Origin of the sequence: Pseudomonas putida, assembly GCF_026625125.1 — a bacterium.
GTDB classification, from domain to species: domain Bacteria; phylum Pseudomonadota; class Gammaproteobacteria; order Pseudomonadales; family Pseudomonadaceae; genus Aquipseudomonas; species Aquipseudomonas putida_X.
Window position 1 is genome coordinate 5,582,418 of the sequence record NZ_CP113097.1, and the last position, 17,185, is coordinate 5,599,602.

At 61.7% G+C, this 17,185-nt stretch carries 17 protein-coding genes; 7 read left to right on the forward strand and 10 right to left on the reverse strand.

The annotated features are described in order from the left end of the window. Positions 1–89 precede the first annotated feature (89 nt). The 8 genes from OSW16_RS25740 to OSW16_RS25775 form a co-directional block, all read right to left on the reverse strand. Complete coding sequence (locus tag OSW16_RS25740; RefSeq protein WP_008095172.1) at positions 90–305, reverse strand: TOBE domain-containing protein; 216 nt, start codon at positions 303–305, stop codon at positions 90–92. Positions 306–349: 44 nt separating this feature from the next. Further along, positions 350–1,162 carry an aliphatic sulfonates ABC transporter ATP-binding protein gene (gene ssuB, locus OSW16_RS25745; RefSeq protein WP_267819470.1) on the reverse strand — a complete coding sequence of 271 codons (813 nt, stop codon included), beginning with the start codon at positions 1,160–1,162 and terminating at the stop codon, positions 350–352. Next, entirely contained in the window at positions 1,159–1,956 is a 798-nt protein-coding gene (gene ssuC, locus OSW16_RS25750) for an aliphatic sulfonate ABC transporter permease SsuC (protein ID WP_267819472.1), read from the reverse strand. Before ssuC ends, ssuB begins: the two co-directional genes overlap by 4 nt. Positions 1,957–1,966: 10 nt before the next feature. Continuing rightward, positions 1,967–3,115: an FMNH2-dependent alkanesulfonate monooxygenase gene (gene ssuD, locus OSW16_RS25755; protein ID WP_267819474.1), complete on the reverse strand. Its 1,149-nt coding sequence runs from the start codon at positions 3,113–3,115 to the stop codon at positions 1,967–1,969. Positions 3,116–3,175: 60 nt separating this feature from the next. Further along, a complete protein-coding gene (locus OSW16_RS25760; RefSeq protein ID WP_267819476.1) occupies positions 3,176–4,141 on the reverse strand; it encodes a sulfonate ABC transporter substrate-binding protein in 966 nt (321 codons plus the stop codon). 93 nt (positions 4,142–4,234) lie between these two features. Then, positions 4,235–4,828, reverse strand: coding sequence for an NADPH-dependent FMN reductase (ssuE, locus tag OSW16_RS25765; RefSeq protein ID WP_267819478.1), 594 nt, complete (start codon positions 4,826–4,828; stop codon positions 4,235–4,237). Between the two features lie 195 nt (positions 4,829–5,023). After that, positions 5,024–5,662 (reverse strand): peroxiredoxin, encoded by a 639-nt coding sequence (locus OSW16_RS25770; RefSeq protein ID WP_267819480.1) that lies wholly within the window; start codon positions 5,660–5,662, stop codon positions 5,024–5,026. A gap of 164 nt (positions 5,663–5,826) precedes the next feature. After that, a complete protein-coding gene (locus OSW16_RS25775) occupies positions 5,827–7,161 on the reverse strand; it encodes an OprD family porin (protein ID WP_267819482.1) in 1,335 nt (444 codons plus the stop codon). Positions 7,162–7,660: 499 nt separating this feature from the next. Here OSW16_RS25775 and tauA point away from each other — a divergent pair, with 499 nt between their 5' ends. Genes tauA through tauD form a run of 4 tightly spaced genes read left to right on the forward strand, consistent with a single transcriptional unit; the run spans position 7,661 to position 11,155 of the window. Further along, the gene (gene tauA / locus OSW16_RS25780; RefSeq protein WP_241805505.1) at positions 7,661–8,632 is read left to right on the forward strand and encodes a taurine ABC transporter substrate-binding protein; all 972 of its coding nucleotides are present in this window, start codon (positions 7,661–7,663) and stop codon (positions 8,630–8,632) included. A 13-nt stretch (positions 8,633–8,645) separates the two neighbouring features. Continuing rightward, a complete protein-coding gene (gene tauB, locus OSW16_RS25785; RefSeq protein ID WP_267819485.1) occupies positions 8,646–9,434 on the forward strand; it encodes a taurine ABC transporter ATP-binding subunit in 789 nt (262 codons plus the stop codon). Then, the gene (gene tauC / locus OSW16_RS25790; RefSeq protein ID WP_267819487.1) at positions 9,431–10,270 is read left to right on the forward strand and encodes a taurine ABC transporter permease TauC; all 840 of its coding nucleotides are present in this window, start codon (positions 9,431–9,433) and stop codon (positions 10,268–10,270) included. Before tauB ends, tauC begins: the two co-directional genes overlap by 4 nt. Before the next feature lie 51 nt (positions 10,271–10,321). After that, entirely contained in the window at positions 10,322–11,155 is an 834-nt protein-coding gene (gene tauD / locus OSW16_RS25795) for a taurine dioxygenase (protein WP_267819489.1), read from the forward strand. An 81-nt stretch (positions 11,156–11,236) separates the two neighbouring features. On the opposite strand, the gene betT is transcribed toward tauD, so the two are convergent. Both betT and epsC read right to left on the reverse strand, forming a co-directional pair. After that, complete coding sequence (gene betT / locus OSW16_RS25800; protein ID WP_267824128.1) at positions 11,237–13,198, reverse strand: choline transporter BetT; 1,962 nt, start codon at positions 13,196–13,198, stop codon at positions 11,237–11,239. Positions 13,199–13,520: 322 nt separating this feature from the next. After that, positions 13,521–14,453 carry a serine O-acetyltransferase EpsC gene (gene epsC / locus OSW16_RS25805; RefSeq protein ID WP_267819491.1) on the reverse strand — a complete coding sequence of 311 codons (933 nt, stop codon included), beginning with the start codon at positions 14,451–14,453 and terminating at the stop codon, positions 13,521–13,523. A 269-nt stretch (positions 14,454–14,722) separates the two neighbouring features. Between epsC and tcyJ the strand changes: the two genes are divergently transcribed. Genes tcyJ through tcyN form a run of 3 tightly spaced genes read left to right on the forward strand, consistent with a single transcriptional unit; the run spans position 14,723 to position 16,943 of the window. After that, the gene (gene tcyJ, locus OSW16_RS25810) at positions 14,723–15,517 is read left to right on the forward strand and encodes a cystine ABC transporter substrate-binding protein (protein ID WP_267819493.1); all 795 of its coding nucleotides are present in this window, start codon (positions 14,723–14,725) and stop codon (positions 15,515–15,517) included. Next, positions 15,514–16,182: a cystine ABC transporter permease gene (gene tcyL, locus OSW16_RS25815; protein WP_012316742.1), complete on the forward strand. Its 669-nt coding sequence runs from the start codon at positions 15,514–15,516 to the stop codon at positions 16,180–16,182. Before tcyJ ends, tcyL begins: the two co-directional genes overlap by 4 nt. Positions 16,183–16,184: 2 nt before the next feature. Next, positions 16,185–16,943 (forward strand): L-cystine ABC transporter ATP-binding protein TcyN, encoded by a 759-nt coding sequence (gene tcyN / locus OSW16_RS25820; RefSeq protein WP_267819495.1) that lies wholly within the window; start codon positions 16,185–16,187, stop codon positions 16,941–16,943. The last annotated feature ends 242 nt before the right edge of the window (positions 16,944–17,185 follow it).

Below are 17,185 nucleotides of genomic sequence, written 5' to 3' on the forward strand. Positions count from 1 at the left end.
GGTCACGCGGGCTGGGACTCGCCTGACGCCTTATGGCGGCCCATTCGCGGGCCAAGCCGCGACTGGGTCGCACAGCGCCGCCACGGCCATTACAGCTTGGCGATGGACACCTCGGTGGACTTCACGAACGCAATCACTTCACTGCCCACCTGCAGCTCCAGCTCTTTTACCGAGCGGGTGGTGATCACGGATGTGACGATACCTGAGGCCGTCTGCACGTCGATTTCCGACAGTACCGGGCCTTCGAGGATTTCTTTCACGGTGCCTTTGAACTGGTTACGGACGTTGATAGCTTTGATGGTCATGATGGTCTTCCTTCACTATGGCTTCAGTCTGGTGAGTGAGTCGTTCAATGCGCCCAACGCAATTGCGTGGGCAGAGGGGCTACAGGATCCGGCTCGGGCGCAGTGCCCGGTGCCGACAGAACACGGTTGAGCACTTCGCTTTCCAGCGCGGCCAGGCGGTGTGTACCGCGCGCGCGGGGCCGTGCCAGGTCGACGGTGAGGTCGAGCCCGACTTCGCCGTCCTCGATCAGGATCACCCGATCAGCCACGGCAACCGCCTCGCTGACATCGTGAGTGACCAGCAGCACGGTGAAGCCGTGCTCACGCCACAGGCGTTCTATCAGTTGCTGCATCTCGATGCGGGTCAATGCATCCAGCGCACCCAGCGGCTCGTCCAGCAGCAGCAGGCGTGGCTGGTGGATCAGCGCACGCGCCAAGGCCACGCGCTGTTTCTGGCCACCCGACAGGGCTGCCGGCCATTCATTGGCGCGGTCAGCCAGGCCAACCGCCTCCAGCGCTTGCAGCGCACGGGGGCGCCAGTCACCCGACAGGCCCAGGCCAACGTTGTCGATCACCTTCTTCCACGGCAGCAAGCGTGCGTCCTGGAACATCAGGCGGGTTTCTTCACGGGCCTCTTCCAGCGGCGCAGCGCCGGCCAGCAACTGCCCGCCCGTAGGCTGGTCGAGCCCGGCCAGCAGCCGCAACAGGGTGCTTTTGCCGCAGCCGCTGCGGCCAACGATGGCCACGAACTGCCCCGCCGGAATGTGCAGGTCGATGCCCTTCAAGACTTCGCGCTGGCCAAAGGTCTTGCGCAGGCCGTCGCAGGCCAGCGGGATGCCACGCAACAGGCGTGGCGGCTGTTCCTTGAGCACGGTCATGCGCCCTCCTTCTTGGCCACTTGATAGGCCGGGTGCCAGCGCAGCCACACACGCTCCAGGCCACGGGCGGCGAGGTCGGCAAGTTTGCCGAGCACGGCATACAGAACGATGGCCAGTACCACCACGTCGGTCTGCAGGAACTCACGGGCGTTCATCGCCAGGTAACCGATGCCGGCGTTCGCTGAAATGGTCTCGGCCACGATCAGGGTCAGCCACATGAAACCCAGTGCGAAGCGCACGCCCACCAGGATCGATGGCAGTGCACCCGGCAGGATCACCTGACGGAACAGGCTGAAGCCGGACAAGCCGTAGCTGCGCGCCATTTCCACCAGCGCCGGGTCGACATTGCGGATGCCGTGGTAGGTGTTCAGGTAGATCGGGAACAGCGTGCCCAGCGCGACCAGGAAGATCTTTGCCGACTCGTCGATACCGAACCACAGGATCACCAGCGGGATCAGCGCCAGGTGCGGCACGTTGCGGATCATCTGCACCGAGCTGTCGAGCAGGCGCTCGCCCCAGTTCGACAGGCCGGTGATGAAGCCCAGCACCAGCCCAATGCTGCCACCGATCAGAAAGCCCAGGCCGGCACGCCAGCCGCTGATGGCCAGGTGGGTCCAGATATCGCCGCTACGCACCAGCTCGACACCTGCGCTGACCACTGCGCTAGGTGCTGGCAAGATGCGCGTCGACAGCCAGCCAGCGCTGACCGCCAGTTGCCAGACTGCCAACAGCAGCACCGGCAGTGCCCACGGCGCCAGGCGCTGGGTCAGGGTGGAGGATGTTGCACGACTCATGGCCCGGCCCTCAGCTCTGCGACACAGACTTGGGCAGGATGTCGTTGGCGACCATCTCGCCGAACGGGCTTACGTAGCCTCCGGTTTTCGGTTGCTCCGGGCGCTGTACATCGAGGTGCGGGAACAGCAGTTCGGCGACCCGATACGATTCTTCCAGGTGTGGATAACCCGAGAAGATGAAGGTATCGATCCCCAGGTCGGCATATTCCTTCACCCGCGCCGCGACAGTCGGGCCATCGCCCACCAGGGCGGTGCCGGCACCGCCACGCACCAGGCCAACGCCTGCCCACAAGTTGGGGCTGACTTCCAGGTTGTCGCGGTTGCCGCCGTGCAGCGCAGCCATGCGCTGCTGGCCCACCGAGTCGAAGCGCGCCAGCGAGGCCTGGGCACGGGCGATGGTGTCATCGTCCAGGTGCGAGATCAGGCGGTCAGCCGCAGCCCATGCTTGTTCGTTGGTTTCGCGCACGATCACGTGCAGGCGAATGCCGAAGCGTACTTCGCGGCCTTGGGCAGCGGCTTTTTCGCGCACCTGGGCAATCTTCTCGGCCACAGCTGCCGGCGGCTCGCCCCAGGTCAGGTACAACTCGACCTGTTCGGCGGCCAGGTCCTGAGCGGCCTGCGACGAACCGCCGAAATACAGCGGCGGGCGTGGTTGCTGGATCGGCGGGTAGAGCAGCTTGGCGCCCTTCACCTGGATGTGCTTGCCGTCGTAATCGACGTTTTCGCCTTCCAGCACCTTGCGCCAGATACGGGTGAACTCGACCGAGGCTTCGTAGCGCTCCTGGTGGTTCAGGTGCAGCCCATCACCCGCCAGTTCATCGGGGTCGCCACCGGTCACTAGGTTGAACAGCGCACGGCCATTGGACAGGCGGTCCAACGTTGCAGCCTGACGTGCTGCCACGGTCGGCGAAATGATGCCTGGGCGCAGGGCAACCAGGAACTTCAGATGCTGGGTCACGGGAATCAGCGACGCTGCCACCAGCCACGAGTCCTCGCAGGAACGCCCAGTAGGGATCAGCACCCCACCAAAACCAAGGCGGTCGGCGGCCTGCGCGATCTGCTGCAGGTAGCCGTGGTCGACCGCGCGGGCGCCCTCGGATGTGCCCAGGTACTTGCCGTCACCATGGGTCGGGAGGAACCAGAAAATGTTAAGGCTCATTGGAGTTGTCTCCTCAAAGGTGGCGAGGGCCACAGCGGCGCCCCGGCACAGGCGAATCGATCAAGGCGCGCTGGCGACCTTGGCCGGGGGTGTCCAGATCACGTCCTTGATGCTCAGCGGCTTGGGAATCAGCTTCAGCGCGTGGAAGGTGTCGGCGATTTTCTGTTGTGCGGCCACCACCTCGGGTGTCAGCGGCGCGGCACCGTAGCCTTGGCGTTTGACTGAGGTCAGGGTGATGTCGGCGGGCAGCCCGAGCAGCGGAGCGACCTGGTCGGTCACTTCCTGAGGGTTGGCCTGCGACCATCTGCCCACGGCGCGTACTTCTTCGATGAGGGCGTTGATCACAGCCGGATGCTGGGTCGCGTAGTTGCGGGTGGCCAGGTAGAACTGGTGGTTGTCGACCAGCGCTTTGCCGTCACGCAGGGTGCGTGCCTGCAACTGCTGTTCGGCGGCGGCCTGGTACGGGTCCCAGATCACCCAGGCATCAACGCTGCCACGCTCGAACGCGGCGCGGGCATCGGCCGGCGGCAGGTAGACGGGCTGTATGTCGCTGTACTTGAGGCCCGCTTCTTCCAGGGCGCGGACCAGCAGGTAATGAACGTTCGAGCCTTTGTTGAGGGCAACCTTCTTGCCCTTGAGCTCCTTCACCGACTGGATCGGCGAACCCTTTGGCACAAGGATCGCTTCACTGTGCGGCGCAGGCGGTTCGTAGGCCACATAGAGCAGATCGGCACCAGCAGCCTGGGCGAATACCGGGGGCGTTTCACCGGTTACGCCAAAGTCGATGGAGCCGACATTCAAGCCTTCGAGCAGTTGCGGGCCACCGGGGAATTCGGTCCATTGCACCTGGACGCCCTGATCGACCAGGCGCTTTTCCAGCGTGCCCTTGGCTTTGAGCAGCACCAGGGTGCCGTATTTCTGATAGCCGATACGCAGGCTTTCAGCCTGGGCTTGAGTGATGGCGCCGAAGGACACAGCCGCCGCAAACAGGGCGACCAGACCACGACGCAAGAAGACTGTGCGCATGGCGCTCTCCTGTGCGAGTAGGTTCGGGTTGCACCTGCTTGCCTCGTTGACGGGCGAGTAAGGTGGATGACGCGATAAAGCCGTTGTGGCGGTTCAGATGCTCCAGCGGGCACTGATCAAGCGTTCGTTGAGTACGCCGGGGGCCACGGGCCGCGGCCGACGGGCCAGGGCCAGGTGGAAGGTCTCCAGCGCGTCCTGCAGCCGCTCTTGCAGAGCGGGTGACAACTGTGCCGGCTGGGCGCCTTCTGCGTAGGTGACCTGGCTGTCGTCGGCGAAGATCCCTTGCAGGGTCTCTTGCGCCTTGAGTGCCGACAGCACTGGCTTTAACGCGTAATCGACCGCGAGCATGTGGGCGATGCTGCCGCCGGTGGCGATTGGCAGCACGATCTTGTGGGCCAGGGCGCGTTCGGGTAGCAGGTCGAGCAATGTTTTCAGTGCCCCGGCAAACGATGCCTTGTATACCGGGGTGGCGACGATCAGGCCGTCGGCCTGAGCCACCAGTTGCTGGAAGTGCTGCACTTGTGGGCTGTCGAAGCGGGCGTGGAGCAGGTCTTCAGCGGGGAAGTCTCGTACCTGGAAGGTCACCACCTCGGCACCACGCTCCTGCAGCCACTGGCGCGAACGCTGGAGCAGCACGCCGGAGCGTGAACGGAGACTTGGGCTACCACCGATTGAGACGACCAGCATTGAAGTGCTTCCTCGTGTTCTGTTGGGCTGACATTACCAGCCCTCACATATTCCTAGAAATCATATTTATTCATTTGCTTATGCTTTTTAGCTTCAATTTTTAAGCTGCAAGCTGCAAGCTGTAAGCCGCAAACTTCAAGAAAAACTGGCCCAGCTTGTAGCTTGTAGCTTGCAGCTTGCAGCTTGCAGCTCGCCTCAGCGATTAGGTTGCGGGGTGAGTCGCAGGTAGGGTTTTACGGCGCGGTAGCCTTTTGGGAAGCGCTGCTTGATCTCTTCCTCATCCTTCAGCGAAGGCACGATCACTACTTCGTCGCCGTCCTGCCAGTTACCTGGCGTGGCGACCTTGTGGTTGTCGGTGAGCTGCAGCGAGTCGATTACCCGCAGTATTTCGTTGAAGTTGCGCCCGGTGCTGGCCGGATAGGTGATGGTCAGCCGCACCTTCTTGTTCGGGTCGATGACGAACAGCGAGCGAACGGTCAGGGTGTCGCTGGCGTTCGGGTGTATCAGGTCGTACAGGTCGGAAACCTTACGGTCGGCGTCGGCGATGATCGGGAAGTTGACCACGGTGTTCTGGGTCTCGTTGATGTCCTCGATCCATTTGTGGTGCGAGTCGACCGGGTCCACGGACAGGGCGATGGCCTTGACCCCACGTTTGGCGAAGTCGTCCTTGAGCTTGGCGGTCAGGCCCAGCTCGGTGGTGCACACCGGGGTGAAGTCGGCCGGGTGAGAGAACAGCACGCCCCAGCTGCTACCAAGCCACTCGTGGAAGCGGATCTTGCCTTCGCTGGAATCCTGTTCGAAATCGGGGGCGATATCGCCGAGTTTGAGGCTCATGGGGTGCGGCTCCTGTGCTGTGGACTGGCCTTGTGGGCTCAATGTGCCTTCATTCAGATAAAAACAAAAAGAATAAATAACGATTTATTTATAATCTAAGAGCATATTAAGTTACAGACATGAAAAAGCCTCGCATCACGCGAGGCTTCTTGTTCAGCTACGGCTTACAGGAAGTTGTAAGTGTAGTTGAAGATCAGACGGGTCTGATCCTGGTCAGCCAGCGAGCTGGTGCCGGTGCCGCGGTACACACCGTGACGCAGGCTGGCACCCAGGCCTTTGAAGGTGCCTTCCTGAATCACGTAGTCAACGCGAGCGTCGCGCTCCCATTCGCTGAAGGTACCGCCGCCAACGGCGTTCTTGCCGTCTTCACCTTTCAAGTAGGAAACGGACGCTTTCAGGCCAGGCACGCCCAGGCGAGCAAAGTCATACGAGTACTGACCGAAGGTGGTGTTCTCACCGGCCTTGGCGAACTGGTTGATCATGCTGTCAGTGAACAGGTAGAAGCTGGAACCGCCTGCACCTTCGTTGCGGCCATTGCCATCAACGACGTTGCCTTGGTTGAGCCAGACGAAACCGCCGTCGTCACTGACTTGCTGATGACCGAGCATCAGTGCATGGCCACCCAGGGTGTAGGTGAACATGGCAGACCAGGTCTTGTTATCGACCTCGCCGGCGTTCTTGGCATAGCCATTGTTATTGTTGAAGCGGTAACCAGCTTCACCATTCTTGCCGTCGCTGCTGCTGTCGAAGTAGCGCAGGTCAGTCTTGAACGACTGGTCGTCAGCGATCTTGAACACGTGGGTCGCGCCCAGGAAGTGCTGCTTGTAGAAGTCTTCCAGGTTCGAGTAGTAGTACTGCAGGGTCAAGTCGGGCGTGAGCTTGTAGTCCAGGCCACCGTAGCGGAATTTGTTGCTGTCCTGGGTGCCGCCCGCCACGGACAGACCGGTACGGTTGCTCGAAGCACGGCCCATGGCGTGAGTCAGCTGACCTGCGTTGATGGTCAGATTGTCGATTTCTTTCGACTGGATCGTGCCACCTTCAAAGGTTTGCGGCAGCAGACGGCCATCGTTGGCAACCAAGATTGGCAGGTTAGGTGCCAGCGCGCTACCGAAGTGGGCTTCAGTCTTGGAGAAACGAGCCTTGGCGTTGGCGCCGAAGCGGCCCCACTGGCTTACTGCAGAACCATCGCTATCGTCGGGCATGAATCCGCTTTTGTGATAGCCGCGGCCGCCATCGAGCTGGATGCCCCACAGAGCCTGCGCATCAACACCGAAACCGACAGTGCCTTCAGTGAAACCGGAAATGTAATCGAGCTTAAAACCCTGGCCAGACTCACGCTGATCCGGGCGCGGATCGGTGTGCGCTTCACGGTTATTGTTGTCGAAATACATGGTGCGCGAGCTAAGCGACAGTTTACTGTCTTCAACGAAACCGGCAGCGCCTGCTTGCTGGGCGAGAACCCCCAGTGCCACGGCCAGAGCCAGGCTGGACTTGTACATGTTTTGCTCCTCTACGTTCTAATTTTTGTGTATCTCTGGCGGCAGGATCTGATGCCCCGCTCACCGTGGATTGGCGATTTAGTCACAAAGAATGACCAGCAAGTCAATCGTTACTGAACATTTCACGACTTTGGTCTAAGACGCCAGCTGCGCTACAGGATAATGACAATCCTATAAATCCAAAATGACCGTTTTATGAATTTCTAAGATTTTTAAGGCATATGGTTGAAACCTTTACTGCCAAAAACTGTATCGGCATAAGCCTGTAATAGCTTTAGGTTATTTGCAAACGTTTGCTCATATCCTTATTCCTATCTGATCTGTGCAGCCGATAAAAACCGAGCGCTGCACTCGGTCTTGCTCCTGAGCATCGCCAAGCTCCTGGGCTTAAAGCGAATGGCTCCTATGCTAATTCCAAAAAGTTATTTATTTTATATTTCTTAGATCATCTAGCCTTCTTGCCATTCATCACTTCGATTGTCTGACAAGAGGTCCGACCATGATCCCGCACGCTCCACTGCGCCTGTTCGCTGCCCTGGCCCTCGCCGGCACCAGTTGGTTCGCCCAAGCCGCCGACCTCACAGTCGCCTACCAGACCACCGTCGACCCGGCCAAAGTGGCCCAGGTCGATGGCGACTACGAAAAAGCCAGCAAGGCCAGCATCGACTGGCGCAAGTTCGATAACGGCGCCGATGTGATCACTGCGGTGGCCAGCGGCGACGTGCAGATCGGCTACCTGGGCTCCAGCCCGCTGGCCGCTGCTGCCAGCCGCAAGCTGCCGGTGGAAACCTTCCTGATCGCCACTCAGATCGGCGCCGGCGAGGCGCTGGTGGCCCGCGACAGCATCAAGACCCCACAAGACCTGATCGGCAAGAAGGTCGCAGTGCCTTTCGTTTCGACCGGCCACTACAGCCTCTTGGCCGCGCTCAAAAGCTGGAACATCGACCCGTCCAAGGTGCAGATCCTCAACCTCGCCCCACCGGCGATCATCGCGGCCTGGAAGCGCGGCGACATCGATGCCACGTACGTTTGGGACCCGGCACTGGGCGTGGCCAAGGAAAACGGCAAGGTACTGATCACCTCCGGGGAACTGGCAGAAAAAGGCGCACCCACCTTCGATGCCTGGATCGTGCGCAAGGACTTCGCCGACAAGCACCCCGAGGTGGTCAAAGCCTTTGCCAAGGTCACCCTCGACGCCTACGCCGACTACCGCAAAGACCCGGCGGCCTGGCTGGCCAACAAAGACAACGTGGCCAAGCTGGTGAAGCTGTCCGGCGCCAAGGCCAGCGATATCCCGGTGCTGTTGGAGGGTAACGTCTACCCGCTGGCCGCCGACCAGGCCAACGCCCTGGGCGCACCGACCACTCAAGCACTGACCGACACCGCCACCTTCCTCAAGCAGCAAGGCAAGGTCGACGCCGTGTTGCCGGACTACTCGGCCTACGTCAGCGCCAAGTTCCTGCCCAATTGATCCGGAGCCCGTCATGGCCTTGCTAGAACTGGAGCGCATCAGCGCACAGTACCCCGGCGCCAGCACCCCTGTGCTGGCCGACATCAACCTCAGCCTGGGCCCAGGCCAGTTGCTGGTCGCGCTGGGGCCCTCCGGCAGCGGCAAGACGTCGCTGCTCAACCTTATCGCGGGCTTCGTCACCCCCAGCGGCGGGCGTATCACCCTTGACGGCGTTGCGGTGCAAGGCCCCAGCGCCGAACGCGGCGTGGTGTTTCAGGACGATGCCCTGCTGCCGTGGCAGAACGTGCTGGGCAATGTCGCTTTCGGTTTGGAGCTGGCAGGTGTGGCCCGCGCGGAGCGGGAGGCCAAGGCACGGCAAATGCTGGCATTGGTCGATCTGGATGGCTTTGGCGAGCGGCGCATCTGGCAACTGTCCGGCGGCCAGAAGCAGCGCGTGGGCCTGGCCCGCGCGCTGGCGGCCGACCCAAGGGTACTGCTGATGGACGAGCCGTTCGGCGCCCTTGACGCATTCACCCGCGAGCAGATGCAGGAACTGCTGCTGCAAGTCTGGCAGCGCACTGCCAAACCGGTGTTCCTTATTACTCACGACATTGAGGAAGCGGTATTCCTTGCAACCGAGCTGGTGCTGCTGGCCCCAGCCCCGGGCCGTGTGGTCGAGCGCCTGCAGCTGGACTTCGGCCAACGTTATGCCGCTGGCGAGTCGGCTCGGGCGATCAAGTCTGACCCCCGCTTCATTGAAACTCGCGAGCATGTGCTGGCGCGGGTTTTCTCCCAACGCCAAAGCCTGCAGGAGCACGCATGAGCAGCCTTGATCTGCCGGTCGCCAGCAAGCGCGACAGCCACGCGCGGCCCGTCGAAAAAGCGCGCCGCCAGCTTTCCACCCGCTGGATCAGCACGCTAACCCTGGCCAGCCTGCTGCTGGTCTGGTGGCTGGTGACCGCCGCCGGCTGGATAGAGCCCCTGTTCCTGCCTGCGCCCGGCGACATCCTGGCCAAAGCCTGGAGCTTGCTCACCCAAGGCTACATGGACGCCAGCCTGTGGCAACACCTGGGCGCGAGCCTGGGGCGCATCGGCCTGGCGCTGGTTGCTGCGACCCTGACCGCCATCCCGGTCGGTATCGCCATCGGCTACAACCGTGTAGCCCGCGGCATTCTCGATCCACTGATCGAGTTCTACCGCCCCATACCGCCCCTGGCCTACCTGCCGCTGATCGTCATCTGGTGCGGTATCGGCGAGCTGTCCAAGGTGCTGCTCATCTACCTGGCAATCTTCGCCCCGATCGCGATCGCCACGGCTACCGGCGTGCGCACCGTCGACCCGGCCAGGTTGCGCGCTGCGCAATCGCTGGGGGCGACCAAGGTACAACTGATCCGCCACGTGATCATGCCTAGTGCCCTGCCCGATATCCTCACCGGCATCCGTATCGGCCTGGGTGTGGGCTGGTCGACCCTGGTAGCCGCCGAACTGATCGCTGCCACCAGCGGCCTGGGCTTCATGGTGCAGTCGGCGGCGCAGTTCCTGGTGACTGACGTGGTAGTGCTGGGCATCCTGCTGATCGCCCTGATCGCCTTCGCCCTGGAGATGGGCCTGCGCGCCTTGCAGCGCAAGCTGGTGCCCTGGCATGGGCAAAGCCACTGACGGATTGCTGACCGACCACGCCGGCTACCCGGCGCCTGGAGTGAAAAAGACATGACGCTTACCGTTACCCCCCTCAGCCCGGCCCTTGGTGCCCAGATCAGCGGCGTGGACATCAGCCGCGAGATGACTGACGAGCAGCGCGATGCCATCGAGCAGGCACTGCTGCAACACCAGGTGCTGTTCTTCCGGGACCAGCCGATCACGCCTGAGCAGCAAGCGCGCTTCGCCGCGCGCTTCGGCGACCTGCACATCCACCCGATTTATCCCAACGTCCCGCAAACCCCGCAGGTGCTGATCCTCGACACCGCGGTCACCGACGTACGCGATAATGCCGTGTGGCACACCGACGTGACCTTCCTGCCGACCCCGGCGCTGGGTGCGGTGCTCAGTGCCAAGCAGTTGCCGGCCTATGGCGGCGATACCCTGTGGGCCAGCGGCATTGCCGCGTACCAAGCCCTGTCGGCGCCGCTGCGCGAGATGCTCGATGGCCTGACTGCAACGCACGATTTCACCAAGTCGTTCCCGCTCGAGCGCTTCGGTACTACGCCTGAAGACCTGGCACGCTGGGAAGCCACCCGGCGTAACAACCCGCCGCTGTCGCACCCGGTAGTGCGTACCCACCCGGTGAGCGGGCGCAAGGCGTTGTTCGTCAATGAAGGGTTCACCACACGCATCAATGAGCTCAGCGAACTGGAGAGTGAAGCATTGCTCAAGCTGCTGTTCACCCATGCGACGCGGCCGGAGTTCAGCATCCGCTGGCGTTGGCAGGAAAACGACGTGGCGTTCTGGGACAACCGCGTCACCCAGCATTTTGCGGTGGATGATTACCGACCCAACCGGCGGGTGATGCATCGGGCGACCATCCTGGGGGATGCGCCGTTCTGAGGGTGGCGGGCAAGCCGGCTCCTACAGGATCCTTGTGGAGCCGGCTTGCCGGAGAAAGGGCCGCGCAGCGGCCCCGGCGCTCTAGCGGACCAGGTGCAAGAACTGCATGTGCCGTTCGTACTGGTCGAGGATGTCGTTGATGATCTGCTCCTTGCTGTAGCCCACTAGGTCGTAGTTCTGGCTGCCCTCGCTAAGATGCACCTCCGCGCGGTAATAACGGCGGTTCTTCAAGTCCTGCGAGCCCAACCCACCCAGCGCGAACGACGGTGTGAAATACCCACGCATTTGCACCTGATAGATGAACGGCTGCTCCTCACCGTGGCCGACTTTCAGGCTGACGTTGTCGTGGCTGGGATCATCCTGGGTCACCAGCACCAGACCTTTCTGCTCGAACACCTCGCGCACATCGGCAATCGCTGGGCGCACCACATCGTCCATGAAGCGGTACACCTCATCGCGTGACGGGAAATGCACCGCCTGGCTCAGGCGCTGGCGCCAGCCACCACGGCCACGGCGGGACTGGGCGAACGGGGCCAGCGAATGCAGCTGGGCGATCTGGCGCTGCGACTCCAGGTAGAACGCCTTATGCAGCCCCCACATCATGCATAGCAGGATCAACGAGAACGGCAACGAGGTCAGCACCACCGCCGATTTGAGCGAATCGATGCTGCCGGCGAACAGCAGGCTGCTGGTGATCAGCGCAGTCATCGCGCCCCAGAAGATCCGCAACCAGTTCGGGCCGTCTTCATCAGCACCGCCGTCCTTGGCGGACAAGGTCGACAGCACCACCGTGCCCGAGTCTGCCGAGGTGACGAAGAACACGAAGCTGATGAACACCGTCACCGCGATGACGACCTTGCTCCACGGGTAGGTCTCCAGCAGCAGATACAGGCTCATCGACGGGTTATCGATGGCCGACTGCCCAAGCGCCGTCATGCCATGGTTCAGTACCTGGTCCAGCGCGCTGTTGCCGAAGATCGACATCCACGCCAGGGTGAAGCCCAGCGGGATCAGCAGCACACCGAAGACGAATTCGCGGATGGTGCGGCCACGCGAGATACGGGCGATGAACAGCCCTACGAACGGCGCCCAGGCAATCCACCAGGCCCAGTAGAACACCGTCCAGCCACCCAGCCAGTCACGGTTTTCGCCGTAGGCATACACGTCGAAGCTCTTGCGGGGTAACGCGCCGAGGTAATCACCCAGGTTCTGGATCAGGGTGTTGAACAGGTGCTGGGTTGGGCCGGCGAACAACACGAACAGCAACAGCGCGCAGGCCAGGAACAGGTTGATGTCGCTCATCACCCGCACGCCCTTCTCCACCCCAGCGACTGCCACCGCCACGGCCGCGCCCATCATCAGGGCGATGAGGATCACCTGCACCCACTGGCTATGGCTGATGCCGAACAAGTAGTCCAGGCCGGCATTCAGGTGCAACACGCCGAAGCCCATGTCGGCCCCCAGGCCGAACACCGTAGCGATAATGCCGAAGCCGTCCACCGCATAGCCGATCGGCCCGTTGATCCGTTTGCCAATCAACGGGTACAGCGCCGAACGCAACGCCAGCGGCAGGTTGTGGCGGTAGGCGAAATAGGCCAGCGCCATGCCGACGAAGGCGAACACGCCCCAGCCATGCAGGCCCCAGTGCAGGAACAGTATCTGCATCGCCTGGCGCCCTGCTTCCGCCGTGCCCGCCTCACCCTGGGGGGGCTGGAGCATGTGGGTCAGGGGTTCGGAAACGCAGAAGAAAAACAGGGTGATGCTGATACCGGCGGCGAACAACATGCCGGCCCACGACAGGTAGCTGAACTCGGGTTCGTCGTGGTCGGCACCGAGCTTGATCTTGCCGTAGCCGGACAAGGCGGTGACCACCACGAAGACCAGATACAGGGTCATGGCCAGCATGTAGTACCAGCCGACCGTATTGGCCGCCCAGTTCTGCGCCGCCAAGAGCCAGTCGCCCGCTGCTTGAGGTTGGGCGATGACCACCAGGCCGAAGATGAGGATGAAACTTGCCGCAAAATAGAACACCGGAGGGTTCATGCGGATCTGGCTGTTGGAAGGGGTCGGTGCACTCATGGGGCATGCACCTCGTCGATTGACGTGAGGTTCGGAATGAACGGGTTCAGCAAAGGAATCCTCCTGTTGAACACCGGCAACGGACCAGCGTTTTTTCGTTGAACAAGCGTTCAAGTTAACCATGGATCGGGATTCGATGCGACCCGGGGCGCCGATCGGTGTGTTCGTACCGGCCCTGTCGCGGGCAAGCCGCACACAGCCACGCCACTGCACTCAGGTGTGGCGGTGAACCCGTGGCAGCCGGCTTGCCGGCGATGGGGCCGGTACGAACACCGCCGAATAAAGGTCAGTTCTTGTCCTGGCAATCCAACTGTAGATTGGCCTGGGTAATGTTGCTTTGCGCCGGCACGCTGCGGGTCAGCCACACGTTGCCACCAATGGTCGAACCCTTGCCGATGGTGATGCGCCCCAAAATGGTCGCGCCGGCGTAGATCACCACATCGTCTTCGACGATCGGGTGCCGCGCCAGGCCTTTGTGCAGCGAGCCCGACTCGTCGCTCGGGAAGCGCTTGGCCCCCAAGGTCACGGCCTGATAGATACGCACCCGCTCGCCGATGATCGCAGTCTCACCGATCACTACACCGGTGCCGTGGTCGATGAAGAAGCTCTGCCCAATCTGCGCCCCTGGATGGATGTCGATGCCGGTGGCCGAGTGCGCCAGTTCCGAACTGATGCGTGCCAGCAGCGGCAAGCCAGCCTTGTACAGGTGGTGGGCCAGGCGGTGGTGGATGATTGCCAGGATACCCGGGTAGCACAGCAAGACTTCGTCGACACTACGCGCTGCTGGGTCACCGTGGTACGCCGCCAGCACATCGGTATCGAGCAGCACACGCAGGGCCGGCAACGCCGCGGCAAAATCCTGTATCAAGCGCAGCGCCTGGGCATCGACGGCCGTCAGGTCAGCCTTGCTCTGGCGTGTGGCATAACGCAGCTCCAGGCGTGCCTGGGCCAGCAACGCAGTCAGCGCGGCATCCAGGGTGTGGCCAACGTAAAAGTCCTCACTCTCCTCGCGCAGGTCTACCGGCCCCAGGCGCATCGGGAACAGTGCGCCGCACAGTTGCTCAAGGATGTGCCGCATCGCCTCGCGCGACGGCAACTCGCGCCCGCCCTGCTCGCCAATACTGCGGCCATTGCGGCTGCGCCACTGCTCACGGGCGCTGCGCAAGCCACTGACGATACTGTGCAACTGCCAATGCGCGGATGAAGGGTGTTCGCTCACGGTGATCTCCTGGCAGGGCCAAGCTGATAGTTTGCAATCCACTTTACGGCAAATCAGCCCCTTGGAAAAAACAACGCTTTATTCCATCCTGCACTAAGTCGGGCATAAGCTGCGACGACGTACCCGGCATCGTCGCCTACCCTCAAAGCAGCCGAACCCTGGCAGAGATAAAAAAGGAAATAACAAAACAAGTTTTTATTATTTCCTGGCCTATGAAGCCAACCCTATAGTCGCCACCCACCACTCCCACAACAAGCGCGGGGCCTGACATGTCGAAATTCGCCAAACCGCTTCTCAATGCCAGCCTGGCCATCCTGCTGGGCACCGGTCTGTTCAGCCAGGCATTCGCCGGCGAGCAACTGAAAACCATCCAGGAAAAAGGCGTGATCAACGTCGGCCTCGAAGGCACCTACCCGCCATTCAGTTTCCAGGATGAAAACGGCAAGCTTGCCGGCTTCGAGGTCGAGCTTTCGGAACTGCTGGCCAAGGAGCTGGGCGTCAAGGCCAAGATTCAGCCGACCAAATGGGATGGCATCCTTGCAGCGCTGGAATCCAAACGCCTAGACGTGGTGGTCAACCAAGTGACCATCTCCGAGGAGCGCAAGAAGAAGTACGACTTCTCCGAGCCTTACACCGTCTCCGGCATCCAGGCGCTGATCCTGAAGAAAAAAGCCGAGCAGTTGAACATCAAGACCGCGCAGGATCTGGCCGGCAAGAAAGTCGGCGTGGGCCTGGGCACCAATTATGAACAGTGGGTGAAGCAGGACGTTCCGAACGCTGAAGTGCGCACCTATGAAGATGACCCGAGCAAGTTCGCCGATCTGCGCAACGGCCGGATCGACGCCATCCTGATCGACCGCCTGGCCGCCCTGGAATACGCGCAAAAAGCCAAGGATACCCAGCTTGCCGGCGACGCCTTCTCGCGCCTGGAAAGCGGCGTGGCCCTGCGCAAGGGTGAGCCTGAGCTGCTGGCAGCCATCAACAAGGCCATCGACAAGCTCAAGGCCGACGGCACCCTGGCCAAGCTGTCCGAGAAATACTTCGGTGCCGATGTCACCCAATGATCGCTGAAAGCCTGCAACTCGTTGTCGACTCCGCGCCCTTCCTGCTCAAGGGCGCGGGTTATACAGTGCTGCTGAGTGTCGGCGGCATGTTCTTCGGCCTGGTGTTGGGTTTTGCCCTGGCACTGATGCGCCTGTCGAAGATCCTGCCGCTGGACTGGCTGGCACGCATTTATGTGTCGTTCTTCCGGGGCACGCCGCTGCTGGTGCAGCTGTTCGTGATCTATTTCGGCATGCCGCAGATCGGCATCGAACTCGACCCCATCCCGGCCTCGCTGATTGGCCTGTCGCTGAACATGGCAGCGTACATCTGCGAAATCCTGCGTGCGGCGATCTCCTCGATCGACCGTGGCCAGTGGGAAGCAGCCGCCAGTATCGGCATGACCCGCACCCAGGCCATGCGCCGGGCGATCCTGCCGCAAGCCCTGCGCACGGCACTGCCACCGCTGGGTAACAGCTTCATCTCCCTGGTCAAGGATACCGCCCTGGCGGCGACCATCCAGGTGCCCGAACTGTTCCGCCAGGCGCAGCTGATTACTGCACGGACCTTCGAAGTTTTCACCATGTACCTGGCCGTTGCAGTGGTGTACTGGATCCTCTGCAGCATCCTCGCGCACTTCCAGAACCGCATGGAAGCGCGGGTCAACCAGCACGACCAGGAGCACTGAAGATGATCGTAGTAGAAGGCCTGACCAAGCAGTTCAAAGGCCAGACCGTGCTCAACGGCATCGACCTGACCGTGCAACCGGGCGAAGTGGTGGCCATCATCGGCCCCAGCGGCTCGGGCAAGACTACCTTCCTGCGTTGCCTGAACCTGCTGGAAACGCCTGACGCCGGGCGCATCCAGATCGGTGCCATCAGCATCGATGCCAACCGTCCGCTTGGCAACCAGCAAAGTGCCATTCGCCGTTTGCGCCAGCAGGCCGGCTTCGTGTTCCAGAGCTTCAACCTGTTCCCTCATCGCACCGCGCTGGAGAACGTCATGGAAGGCCCGGTGATCGTCAAGAAGACACCCCGTGCTCAAGCCATGGAGCTGGGCCGCACGCTGCTGGCCAAGGTCGGGCTGGCGGGCAAGGAAGACGCCTACCCCAAACGCCTTTCCGGCGGGCAGCAACAGCGCGTTGCAATCGCCCGGGCGCTGGCCATGGAGCCTGAGGTGATCCTGTTCGATGAACCCACCTCGGCGCTGGACCCTGAGCTGGTCGGCGAGGTGCTGGCGACCATCCGCGGCCTGGCCGAAGAAAAGCGCACCATGATCATCGTCACCCACGAGATGAGCTTTGCACGTGATGTGGCTAACCGGGTGATCTTCTTCGACAAGGGAGTGATCGTCGAGCAGGGCGAGGCCAAGGCCCTGTTTGCCCACCCCAAGCAAGAGCGAACTCGACAGTTCTTGCGCAAGTTTCTAGGGACTGCGGCTTCCGAATAAACTGCCTTCGGTTCACTTCCCTGTTGTCGGCAAGCCGGCGATGGGGCGGTGCCCTTCGTACGAATCCCCACTTCTATATATATTCAAAAATGGTATTTCATAATCAATTAATAGGCCATTAGGGTATATGAACCGGACCACCGGACCAGCAAACGTCAGTCGCCATCAGCTGTAGCGACGTATTCAATTTGTGAGGTCAGGAATGGTCAGGATCACCACCCCCCCGTGCGTAACACCAGGGC